The following is a 12,416-nucleotide window of genomic DNA, read 5'->3' on the forward strand; positions in this document are numbered from 1 at the left end:
CCAATCAGACCGACTTCGGTTCGACGAGCATCCGGCCCTTCATCTCCATATGCATGGCGTGGCAGAACCAGGAGCAATAATACCAATAGACGCCCGGCTTGTCCGCCGTGAAGGTCACCGACGAGGTGGCCATCGGTCCGATCTCCATGTTGATGCCGTAGTTGACGATGCAGAAGCCGTGCGTCAGGTCTTCGACCGCATCGATATTGGTGATGAAGACCGTCACTTCGTCACCTTGCTTGACCTGGAACTGCTCGAGACCATAGGCCGGCGCGGTCGACGTCATATAGACCCGCACCTTGTTGCCGTCCCGGATCAGCTTGGAATCCGCCTCGAGATTGATCCCGTCGGCCTTGGCCTGCTTGACCGCGTCCGCAAACATCGGATCCGCGCGGTCCCAGATCGAGATCGGGTTGATCTTGGAGCGGTGGACGATGGTCGCGTCATGCGGCTCGGCGAAGCTCGGGCCGTCATGCACCAGCTTCATCTGATCGCCCGAAATGTCGATCAGCTGATCGTTCTCGGGCTTGAGCGGCCCGACGTTCAGGAAACGGTCCTTCGAGAACTTGTTCAGCGAGATGAGCCATTTTCCGTCCGCCTCCTTGGTCTGTCCCATCGAGGTATGGTTGTGACCGGGCTGATAGTGCACGTCGAGCTTCTGGATGATGGGATTGACCTTCTCGCCCTTGAAGGCCCGCTTGGCGAGGTCGATGTTCCACTTGCAGACCTGACTGTCGAGGAACAGGGTCGTGTAGGCGTTACCCTTGCCATCGTAGGCTGTATGCAGCGGGCCAAGGCCGAGTTCCGGCTCCGCGACGACGACGTCGCGCGGCTTGATCTTGTCGTCGAACAATTGGTCGAACAGGCGCACATCCATCACGGTCACGGTGGGCGAGAGCTTTCCGGCTGCGACGATGTGGATACCGTCCGGGGCCGTGTTCATGCCGTGCGGATTGTTCGAGACCGGAACGTAGCGCGTGTAGGGCGATCCCTTGCGGCCGTCGAGCACAGGGACGCCGCTCATCTCCTTGAAGTCGCCCTTCTTCACGGCCTCCTCGATCCGCTTGAGGTTGAAGATGACGACCCAGTCCTGCTCACTGGCAGTCATCTCCGCCAGCGTGACGCCTTCCTCGCCGTTGTAGCAGGTCGAGAAAGCGTATTTGCCCTGGAAGTCCGCGTCGACATTGTCGAGATTGCCGCTCACGATCACCTGCCAGGCCACCTTCATCGTGTCGCCGTCGATCGCGCTGAGCATCGAACGATATTGTTTGGGATCGTCGAGGACCTTGCCGTCATTGGGCAGGGGCACCCCATCCTCGCCGTTGGCGAACACATAACCGGTGCGCGGGTATTTCTGCACTCGGAGGCCGTGGACCGTGTGCTGGTTCGGCAGTTCGATGATCTTGTCGCATTTCATGACATCGAGCCGCACCCGCGCCACGCGGCTGTTGGCCTTGTCGTTCATGAAGGCGTAACGCCCGTCATAGGTGCCGTCCGTAAAGGAGATGTGCGGGTGGTGGAGGTCGCCGTTCAGGTAAGTGCCGCCGCGGTTCTTGAGGAATTCACGGGTGGCGGGCTGCATCCCCTCGGTCAGAACCTTGATGCTTTCATTGGTCTGGCCCCAGCCGGTCGCGCTGCAGCGGTTGAAGACCGGAACACGCATCAATTCGCGCATCGAGGGGAGGCCGATGATCCGCATCTCGCCGGACTGGCCGCTCGAGAAGAACACGTAGTATTCGTCGAGCTCGCCGGGCGCGACCTCGGTCTTCTGCACGGCCGGCCGGGCGGAAGGGGCCTTCGGCGCCGCCGCCTTGGTCTGCGCGTCCGCGGATGAGACGAAGCCGCCGTCCTTCAGCGCCGCTCCACCGGCCAGACCCACGCCCGCTGCGGCCGCCGTCGTTCCCAGCACAGTTCGTCGGCTGACGCCCTTTGCTCTATCGTTCTCGCTCATGATTGCCTCCTCGGCTTCCGGTTTCAGTTTGGGGGTGGAGAGATGGCGGCTGAAGCGCCGACAGGTTTGCCGCCGGCGGTGATGACGGTCGCCGGCCCCTTGCCGCCCGAGCGCATCGAGGGCGAGGACATCGCCGCGAACTTCTCGCGCTTGAGCCGCACCTGGATCATGTGCGGGCAGCGGTGATCGTCGTGATAGAGTTCCTGGCAATGCATGCAGTAGATGCACTCATTGACGTTGATGTGGCCCTCGGGATGGATTGACTGCACCGGGCATTCCTTGGCGCAGCGTTGGCAGGGCGACCCGCATTCTTCCCAGCGGCGGAGCCATTCGAACGTCCGCATGCGGCCGGGGATCGCGAGCGCGGCGCCGAGCGGGCACAAATAGCGGCAGAAGAAGCGTTCGATGAACAGTCCGATGACGAGCAGGGCGACTGCGTAGGCGACGAACGGCCAGCTCCGGGAAAACTTCAGGATGATCGCGGTCTTGAAAGGTTCGACCTCGGCGAACCGCTCGGCCATGTCGACCGAATAGAGCGACAGCCCGAACAGACCGAGGAAGATGATGTACTTGATCGGCCAGAGCCGTTCGTGCAGCCCCCACGGCACCGTGATCTGCGGCACCTTCAGCCATTTCGCGGCTGTGTTGGTGAGCTCCTGGAGCGCGCCAAAGGGACATAGCCAGCCGCAGAACGGGCCGCGGCCCCAGAACAGAAGCCCGCCGGCCGTCGCGGCCCACAGAATGAAGATCAGCGGAGCGGCGAGGAAATATTCCCAACGGAAGCCGGTCACCAGCGCATTGGAAAAGGTGACGACGTTGACGACGGAGAGCTGCGCGTTTGCGTACCAGCCAAGCCAGACGAGAACGAAGGCGAGATACCCCCGCCGAACCCAAGTGTACAACACCGGACGGCGCACAAGCAGATTCTGGAAGAAGAAGATGCCGGTGAGGGTGGCCAGCATGAATGCGGTGATGCCGATCGAGACCGTGCTCGAGCGCCAGATTCGCATCCAGAGCGGCTCATCCGCCTCCGCCGGCGGCGCGGCAGCAGCAGAAGCAGCCTGCGAGGCAGGAGGCGTCGCATTCTCCGGCACCGTCACCGCACGCTGCTCTCGGCGTAGATAGCGGTCGGGCAGGGCATAGGCGACATCAAAGGTCAGGAACGCCTTGTCGCGGCCGCCAAGGCTGCGTTGCACCAGCAGCTGAAGCTGCCACGGCTGCGTCGGATCCAGGGTGAACTCGGGAGGGGTGACGAACAGGCCGATCTCCCTGAACTCCGGCGCGCCTATGGCGTCCAGTGCGCCAAGGCGGGTGTGGTTGCGGTCGCGGAAGCGGGTGCTGTTGCCTTCCTGCAGGATCTCGATGCGATCGAAGATGCCGCCGCGCACGTAGGCCGATCCCTTGAAAGAGTAGGGACCGTTGCCGGCGACCACGATCGCCTGTTGTCCAGGCTTCAGCCTGTCCTTCAGCCGTTGATAGCCGTCGTCGCCGAGCAGGCTGCGGCCGATCGTGGGAGCGCTCACGAGCGCCACGTAAAGGTCGATGAAGCTGTCGCCCACGTCACCTGGTTCGGGATACTGACTCGCCGCAGCGCTGCCGGACTTCGCAAAGGCTTCGTTGACATCACCGATGCCGAGATGAAGCCGGCGTATCGAGCCGTCACCGACGAGGCTCTCCCAGTCGCGGACTTCGCTGTGTTCGAGGTCGAGCGTCTTGATGACCGGGGGCAGGGCTGCCGCAGCCGCGGCGCCGTCGCCACCACCGACCCGGCCGCTCCGGATCAGCTTGGACGCCGCACGGACGATACTGTCGCCCATCACCAGCACGGTGACGGTCGCGCCGCTCACGATGTCGACCTGCGGCGGCTTCTCGGCACCACTTGCGACCGGCTTCATGTTCTTGCCGATCAAGCCGTTCATGGCGGCGACGATGCGGGCTTCCGGAATGCCGACCAGCACGATCGGTTCCTTGTGATCGACGAGCTTGACGCCGGTGATGACGCCGTTCACGTCGATCCCGGCCAGGATGTGAATCGGTTTACCCGAGTACCCGACGGCGTTCGCGAAATCGGAGTTGAGAAAGACAAATCCCTGGAGCTGATCGCCACGATACACCGGCACGATCGGCGGATCGCCTTGAGGCGGGCCAAAACGATCCGCTCCCGGGAAGAAGTCGGCAGCCGCCAGTTTCGGCAGATACGCCTGCAAATCACCGGCGGCGCGTGCAGGCGAGACGTACGCCAGACACATCAGCAGCAAGCCAGCGAGCGCCAGCGCCGAACGCCTTGCGAAGGCGGTATCGTCATTCGGCCGCTTCGACATCTGATTCAAATGCCACCTGCGCGACCAATTGGGACGCGCGTGCCTTGAGATTCTTCTTCGATGATTTGTCGCCGCTGACGTGCCACAGTCATCGCGCGCAACCGCATCTGTCAACCCTGCGGAAATATTTGTGTTCGCGCGGAACCGAATCCGAACTATGCATTTGGAGCCATCGCCATGCCACTGCTGCGCACTTCATTGCTGAGCGCTGAGCCCAGAGGTGTATTGGAGTCTCTCGACGAGCTCTTTGCGCTGGCGCACGCAATGGAGCAGGAGGCGGCCGATCGGTACGATGCTCTTGCCGGCGACATGCGCGGGCAGGGCAAGGATGATCTCGCGGACGTGTTCACCCAACTCGCTGCCGCCGAGCGCGAGCACGTCGACAGTGTCGCACAGTGGTCGCAATCGCGCCGCGGCAAGAGCCCGGATCCCGCCCTGGTGCGCTGGGAAGCGCCGGAACCTCTCGATCCGGAAACGGCCGCCGAAGTGAAAACATCCCGTTTGATGACGCCATACCGCGCGCTGGCCATGGCGGTCCGCAACGAGGAACGCGCCTTCGCCTTCTGGTCCTATCTTGCAGCCTATTCGCGCGATCCCGAGGTCAAGAAGGCGTCCGAGGCCATGGCCAAAGAGGAACTCGGCCATGTCGCCACGCTGCGGAAGGAGAGGCGCCGCGCCTATCATCGTCAACACGAACGGGATAGCGCCGAGGCATCCGCCCCGCCTCAGCCGCCGATTGATGCGCGAACGCTCGAGCTTCGCCTGGTTGCGCAACTTGGCGAGATCGAACAGCGCCAGAGCGGGCCGGCCGCCGTCCGGACGCGAGAAATTCGCCAACAGACCGTTGAGATGGCCGATGCCGCCGCGGGCCTCGGCAGTTTTCCGGCCTCCATGGAACAAAAGGATCCACTGGAGATCGCCGAAACCCTGGTCGATGGCTACCTCGACGGCGCCGAGCGCGCGACCGATGCGGCCCGCGTCGAAAGCCTGCAGCAACTTGCCGAGCAAGCGATCTCGAGATTGGCCTGGCTGCGGTCGCTCTTGGCGGACTAAATTAGCTGCTCACCTTGCTCCTTCAGGGGTGCGGCGAAGCACCGAACCCGGAATCCATTGCTTCGCTGGCTCCTCCGCCCGATGAATTCCGGGCTCGCCAAGGGGAGCGTCTCGGAATGAAGGAGCCTGCGGAACGACGGCTTGGATGGTCGACCTTCCTGCATCTTCAATGGCTTGGTCTGGTACTTTGGAGGCCGTAGCACCATGAAGCCCTGAGAGCGGTTGAAGCTTCAAGAAGCGATGCGCAACTCCGATCGGAGATCGTGGACGACCGCGGCCGGCGCGACGGCCTTGGCGATCTCGCAGAGATGGCGATGGTGGGTGAAATACACCACTTGGCCTTGGGCGGCCATTCCGGACAGCAGCCGAAAGGCTTCCTCGGCGCGGAAATCGTCGAACGTCTCCATGATATCGTCCGCAAGGAAGGGGGCCGGCGCATGCGTCCGAGCGAACTCGTAATAGCCTGCGACACGCAGCGCCAGGTAGAGCTGAAACCGCGTTCCCTTCGACAGCTCGGACGCAATCTTCGAGCTGCCGTCCGCTCCCTTCGCGATCAGAACCTCGCTGCCGTTCGACGGCTGGGTCACCAGCTCGGAGTAGGCGCCTCGGCTGATGAGCGAGAAGGCCTCGGAGGCCCGGGCCATCATCGAACTGCGGTGCCGGTCGCGATAGGCCTGCAAGGCGCTGTCGGCCGCGGCGGTCCCGAGCTTGAGCCGGAGATAAGCCCGCGCCCTGTCCTCGATCGTCAACAGCACCGTTCGCCGTGTCGCATCGATGAACGCGACGGCGGCATCGCCGCCGACTCTGGCGATGCTCTCGTCGGCCTTCGTCTTCGCGGCAAACAGATCGCGGATTTGCTCGTCTTCGTTGCTGAAGCGCGAGCGCCTTTCGGTCATCTCGGCTTCGAGTGCCGCTCGATCCAGGGTGTCGAGGACCGTCTCGGCCTGCTCGACGGTCTCGAGCCCAATGGCCTCGAGCATTTCGTCGCGCGCCTCGGACAGACGCGCCGTCAGTTCGGACCGGCGTGCGACCTGGCGTAGACACACGCCGACCTCAGTCAACGAGCCGACCTTGAAGACATCCATCATTCGCTTCGCCTGAGCCTCGACTTGCGCCCATTGTTCGGCGAGCTCGCGAGCCTCGTCCCGTTCGGCCAGAACGGCGGCTTCGGCGTTTTGCCTCCGCTCCAGCGTCTTCGTCGCGTCGGCGACCTCGCTCACGATGGATTGGTATAGCCCGAGAACGTCGAATGGCCGCGGAGCGAGGCTTATCGCCGATGCCAGGTTCTCGACCTCGGTCCGGAACTGCACCAGGTCGCGCTCCATCTTCGCGATGCGGTCGGTTAGCCCGGCCATTTTCTCCAACTCAGGCCCAAGCTCGGCCAATGCGTCCAGCGTCTCCCTCACGGTCCCGATGGTCGGTCGGCTGTCGTTGTCGCCCAGCCAGCACGCGGCGCAGGCTTGCAGCCACTGAGAGCTCCAGGCGCGCTCCGCTCCCAGCGCCTCTTCGCGCTTTGTCTTGCGCGACGTCAGGTCGCGTCGACGATCGTCGACCGCTGTCCGCAATGCCTTCATAACGGCCTCGCGGTCGAGAGTGGCCTGGCCAGCAGCCAAGAGCGCCTGGATATCCGCGTCCGCCGAAAGCGTGACGCCCGCCGCCGATAGTGCCGTCGCCAGCCGCTCCCGCGCGGTCGTGACGTCGGCGAGCGCCTGCCGCGATTCACGTTCCGCGCCGATCAAGCGCGTGCGGAGCTCGATTGCTCGCTCGCGCTTCTGAAGCCAAAGCTTCAGTCCCGCGAGACTGATGGTCTCATCGAGCCCTCCGCCGATGGCGCGAGCGGCGGCGGCGATATCCGCGGCGAGCGCGTCCCGCTGCTGCAAACTCGCCTGGAGCAACCGCACAGCCTGTTCGCGCCGTGTCCGGATGTCGGCACAATCAAGCAGCGCCTTGTTGAGTTCCGCCACGCTGCCGACATGGCTCAAGCGCTGTTCCGAGATGAGATCGAGTTTCCGCATCTCGGCTTCGAAAACCGCAGCCGTCGTCGCATCCAGCCTGTCCTTGTGGGCGGCCCAAGCGGCTTCGCGTGCCGACCTAGCTTCGCCGACCTCCCGGTCGCTGATGGCGCCCGCGACTGAGGCGAGCGCCTCGCTCCTGCGCTGGAGTTGCAGCGCCTCGGCGTCGAGGCGATCGATGTCCTTCTGTTGGAGCGCGATGTTCTGGGAGAGTTTCGCCTCGGTCGCCGTCCACGCCTCCAACTGGTCCGGGCGTGCAACCAGGACCGTGACAAGCGCGTCTCTGCCGCCGGCCCAGGGATGCAGCGCGGCGAGCGCGCCGTCGAACTCCTCGGATCGCTCCTGGCGGGTACGATCCGCCGCACGCAGGCGCGCGGCGGCGTCGCTTTGGCGAACCGTCCCGACCGCAAGCTCAAGCGCGCGCGCCGCCGATCCATCGATCCTGCGCCCCTCGTCCCCGAGCTTGGCCTCGGCCTCAGACAGCGCGTCGCGCGCCTTTGCAAGCTCGGTCTCGGCTCCGTTGATCGCCGTGTCGATGCCGGATCGCTGTTCCATCAGATCGTGGAGCGGCCCGGTCTTCTCCGTCGACAGAATCAATCGCAGCGGGGCCGGGTCCGAGGCTCGGTTGATGCGGGCCAGAATCCGCGACACCGCCTGCTCGGCGAGGCCCAGGGCAAGCTTGCGGTCAGGCAGGTCCTTTTCCGCCGTGACGAAGCGCGCGCGCAGATCCATGAGGTCCTGGATACGGTCCTGAAGACGACAAGCCGCCTCGTTGACGATCGATTCCGCGATCGTGCGCTCCAGTCGCGCGATCTCCTCATCGGTTGCCTGCGCCTGCGTCTGCAACTTCGTCTGCCGCGTTATCAGATCGGGGAGGTCGCTCGCCCACGCCGCGGGAGCGTCCGGCAAGCCGGCGAGCGGCTCGATCTCCGCGCGGAGCCTGCGAACGGCCTGAAGCCGGGGCAGGGCGTTGAGGAGCTGCCCGATCTCGTCGATCCGCGACTGCGTTCGTCCGCGCTGGGCGACAGCGCCGTCATAGGCCGCGGCCGTCTGGTCGCGCTCGAGGACGAGTCGGGAGAACTCCGACGCGAGCGTGTCGATCTTGTCGCGCTCCTCCTTCAGGGCGGCAAGCTCCTTCTTGAGATCGGACAGCACGCCCGTGCGCTTGCCGGGCCGGAAGAAGACGTCCGCGTCCTCTCGCACAGACGCAAGCCTTGCGCTCAGGTCAGTAAGACCTGCGGTGGCGGAGAAGAGGAGAGTGCCGAGATCTCCCTTGCTGGCGAGGATGTTCTCGCCACCGGACTCCAGCGTCTCATCGTCGAGGCAGAACATGGTCTGATAGGCGTTTCGGTCCAATCCTCCGAGCTCGCCGAGCAGCACGGTCTCGGGAATCGGCCGGTCCGCATCGTCGAGCAGACTGTTTTGAAGCTTCTTGACCCGCGAAAGTCTGCGCAGGCCAGCGGAATGCTCGATCTCGGCCTCGATCCGCATGGTCGGGTAGGGGTGCAGGAAGTTGAGCTTGCTCTGCGTGTGGATGCCGTACAGCAGGTCCATGACGGCCGACATCACCGTCGATTTGCCAGCCTCGTTGGGCCCGTAGACGATGTGAAGATCCGGGCCGTCCTCGAGGCGGGCGCCGAAGTCGAGCACCGTGTCGGTGAATTTGCCGTAACGCCTCAGTCCGAGCTTGCGGATGCGCATCAGCGTGCTCCCTCGGCACCGGCGGCCATCAGGCGCGCAAGGACCTCTTCGGAGCCCTCGTCGGACAATTGCCCGATGAGCAGGGCGAGACCGGTCTCGTCCGGCGCGAGGACGCGCCGGCATTCGGCGGGAAGCTGGTCGAGCAGACTGTCGACGATGATCTGCGCTTGGGCGCGGAATGCCTCGGACCCCACGATCTCGTCGCTCATGGTTCGGCGAAGCACCTCGACGGGGTCGGAGCTGTCGGCGGGATCGACGAGGGCCGGCCGTCGACAGTTTGCCTCGAGCTTCTCAATCCAGACAGTGCCGATCGCTCCCGCGCGGCTCTCGGCCTCTGTGTGGAGAAGATCGGCATCGCGTCGGATCGTCCAAGCCAGCGGCGTCGCACCGTAGACGGACAAGCGTGCGACGAGATGATCGGACGCCGAGCGATCGGACGCTTCACCCAGCGCGCTCTCGATGCGTGCGGCGAGTTGGCGCCAGTCCGCCAGCCCGGACGCGTCGACGGCCACCCGCTCGAATTGAGCCATGCTGACGACGCGTTCGTCGAGCGACAACGATCCATCGGCCAGGACGCTCACCAGCGTGACCGACTTTGGTCCGCTTTCGCCGACGTCGCGGCCCTGCGGGATGCCCGGCATCACGATGGCGCAAGCCCCCTCGGTCGCGGAGCGCTTGTGGATGTGCCCGAGCGCCCAATATCGGAAGCCAGACCCGGCGAGATGGGCCGTGCTGCACGGCGCGTAAACGTCGTGGCCTGCCGCGCCGTCCAGGCTGGTGTGCATGAGCCCGATGTTGATCGCCCCCGCGACAGGCGGCCTGTATTTGCCAAGCAAGCTTTCCGGCACCTGCGGCTTGGCGAAGCTGATGCCGTGCACCCAAATCGGTTGCGCGCCGCGATCTCGTGACAGCTCGACGGCGTCGGCCCTTTGGCCGAACACGGTCACGCTGTCCGGAAGCACGAGTTCCTTGGTGATCTTCGACAAGGCATCGTGATTGCCGCGAATGATGAAGACGCGGATGTTGGCGGCATGCAGGCGCCGCAGCTGCTCGGTCAGGAAGCGCGCGGTCTTCATCGACGTTTGGTCGCCGTCGTAGAGGTCACCGGCGAGCAGGAGTGCGTCGACGCGTTCATCGAGACAGAGGTCGACGATGCGGACGAAAACCTGCCGACTGGCGTTGCCGATCAGCTCCGCTAGCTCCGGATTCCGCAAAGCGAGAGACCGCAGCGGAGAGTCCAGGTGGATATCGGCTGCATGTACGAAACGGAACGCCGACATCGAGCGCCTCATCAATCCATCGAATCACGAGACCCTATAGCATCCGGGCCATTTCTCCGTTGTGGTGGAGACGCGCCAACCGTCTTAGGTGTGGATGAAGTGTGGATTTGGCTCGGTCCGCGGCTAGCTCATGCTCCATCCAAATTCCACCCCCGGCCACCCTCGCCAAAGATCTCATGCCCCGTCGCCGTCACCGCAACTGTGTCCTCCGGCTTGATGAGGCCGCGCTTCGGTTGCTCCATGGTCGTCTCGATCGAGGCCCACCATGCCGGGCTCAATCGCAGGCGGAGCGTCGTGTCGCCGTAGGGGGACCCGGACCCTTGGCAGTCAACTGGGCCAGAAGGTTGGTGCAGTACCGCCGGGTGATACGGACGAGCCGCCGCTCGGCCGCAAACTCGGCGCCGGGCAGGGCGTCGGCCAACGCCATCCGTCCATCCACCGGCAAACGCCAACTCGCCCCCGCTTCAAGGGCACACCGGTAGCCTGGATCGGGCCTACGGCACGCGTCCCGGCGTCGCACCGAGCCCGTTGAACACAGTCCTCACTACGGTATCAAAGGCGGCACCAAGGCGCGCTGATGCGGGTGGTCGACGAAGATCGCGCGCAGGTACTGCACGTTGTGTCTGGAGGTGCGAACGGCGGTTTGGACCATCTGCATGTTTCTCGAGATCCACGCTCAGCGCCCGGCTTGTCCGCCGGGAGCGGGGATCTCGGTAGCCGTGGGGGTTCGGCCGACCCAATCCGTCAACCCATACCTGTAATTCGCATAAGGTATATTATGGAATATATTTATCTACAATCAGATCAAATATTTAGACGACATTCCTGCTGCAGCACCTTCGCTTGAGCGGCCATTCTCGGTGGCGTCTCGACCGTCGCCTCGGCTCTCGACCGCTACTGTGCATGGGGTTGTTTTTCAGATTTTGAGACCGGACCCGTATGCCGAACGCCGATATTGCCGTGACCTTGTCCGGCTGCAATAAGCGAGGCCTCGCGAGATCGCAGATGACCTTAAGGCCGACCGTCCGTATAGGTTTGCATCTCAAAACAACAACAAACCTTCCGAGGAAGCAGACCCATGAGCTTTTCCCGACGCACGCTTCTCAAGGCCTCCGCCGCGACCGCGGTCCTGGGCGGCCTCAGTGCGCCCCATGTGGCCCGCGCCCAGAGCGCCGAGTTCACCTACAAATACGCCAACAACCTGCCCGACACCCATCCGATGAACGTGCGCGCCAAGGAGATGGCCGCGGCGATCAAGAGCGAGACCGGCGGCAAGTTCGACCTGCAGATCTTCCCGAACAACCAGCTCGGGTCCGACACCGACATGCTGAGCCAGATCCGCTCCGGCGGCGTCGAGTTCTTCACGCTGTCGGGACTGATCCTGTCGACCCTGGTTCCGGCGGCGTCCATCAACGGCATCGGCTTCGCGTTCCCGGACTACGCCACGGTCTGGAAGGCCATGGACGGCGATCTCGGCGCCCATGTCCGCGGCGAGATCAAGAAGGCCGGCCTCGAGGTCATGGACAAGATCTGGGACAACGGCTTCCGCCAGACCACGTCGTCGACCAAGCCGATCACCGGTCCTGACGACCTCAAGGGCTTCAAGATCCGCGTGCCGGTGTCGCCGCTGTGGACCTCGATGTTCAAGGCGTTCGATGCGGCGCCCGCCTCGATCAATTTCAGCGAGGTCTATTCGGCGCTCCAGACCAAGATCGTCGAGGGCCAGGAGAACCCGCTGGCGATCATCTCGACCGCAAAACTCTACGAGGTGCAGAAGTACTGCTCTCTGACCAACCACATGTGGGACGGCTTCTGGTTCCTGGCCAACCGCAGGGCCTGGGAAAAGCTGCCGCAGGACGTGCGCACCATCGTCGCCAAGAACATCAATGCCGCGGCCGTGAAGGAGCGCGAGGACACCGCCAAGCTCAATGCCGGCCTCCAGCAGGAGCTCGCAACCAAGGGCCTGACCTTCAACCAGCCGGCCGTGGCGCCATTCCGCGAAAAGCTCCGGTCTGCCGGCTTCTATGCCGAGTGGAAGGGCAAGTACGGCGATCAGGCCTGGGACCTCCTGGAGAAGGCCGTCGGCAAGCTGTCGTAA

General features: G+C 64.1%; 6 protein-coding genes. 2 read left to right on the top strand and 4 right to left on the bottom strand.

Annotation, left to right across the window (positions count from 1 at the left end; all coding sequences use genetic code 11):
- Positions 1 to 4: 4 nt before the first annotated feature.
- Positions 5 to 1,951 (bottom strand): TAT-dependent nitrous-oxide reductase, encoded by a 1,947-nt coding sequence (gene nosZ, locus ACSHT2_RS03215; RefSeq protein ID WP_440640352.1) that lies wholly within the window; start codon positions 1,949 to 1,951, stop codon positions 5 to 7.
- A 23-nt stretch (positions 1,952 to 1,974) separates the two neighbouring features.
- On the bottom strand, positions 1,975 to 4,272 hold the full coding sequence (locus ACSHT2_RS03220) for a 4Fe-4S binding protein (protein WP_440640353.1): 2,298 nt from the start codon (positions 4,270 to 4,272) through the stop codon (positions 1,975 to 1,977).
- A 177-nt stretch (positions 4,273 to 4,449) separates the two neighbouring features.
- On the opposite strand from ACSHT2_RS03220, the gene ACSHT2_RS03225 reads away from it, so the two are divergent.
- Positions 4,450 to 5,325 (top strand): ferritin-like domain-containing protein, encoded by an 876-nt coding sequence (locus tag ACSHT2_RS03225; protein WP_440640354.1) that lies wholly within the window; start codon positions 4,450 to 4,452, stop codon positions 5,323 to 5,325.
- A 230-nt stretch (positions 5,326 to 5,555) separates the two neighbouring features.
- Here the strand turns inward: ACSHT2_RS03225 and ACSHT2_RS03230 are convergent, their stop codons facing one another.
- The gene (locus ACSHT2_RS03230) at positions 5,556 to 9,038 is read right to left on the bottom strand and encodes an AAA family ATPase (protein ID WP_440640355.1); all 3,483 of its coding nucleotides are present in this window, start codon (positions 9,036 to 9,038) and stop codon (positions 5,556 to 5,558) included.
- Entirely contained in the window at positions 9,038 to 10,318 is a 1,281-nt protein-coding gene (locus ACSHT2_RS03235; protein ID WP_440640356.1) for a metallophosphoesterase family protein, read from the bottom strand. Before ACSHT2_RS03235 ends, ACSHT2_RS03230 begins: the two co-directional genes overlap by 1 nt.
- Positions 10,319 to 11,396: 1,078 nt before the next feature.
- Between ACSHT2_RS03235 and ACSHT2_RS03240 the strand changes: the two genes are divergently transcribed.
- On the top strand, positions 11,397 to 12,416 hold the full coding sequence (locus ACSHT2_RS03240) for a TRAP transporter substrate-binding protein (RefSeq protein WP_440640357.1): 1,020 nt from the start codon (positions 11,397 to 11,399) through the stop codon (positions 12,414 to 12,416).

The sequence above is a fragment of the Bradyrhizobium sp. PUT101 genome (genome assembly GCF_052043945.1).
Taxonomy (GTDB): domain Bacteria; phylum Pseudomonadota; class Alphaproteobacteria; order Rhizobiales; family Xanthobacteraceae; genus Bradyrhizobium.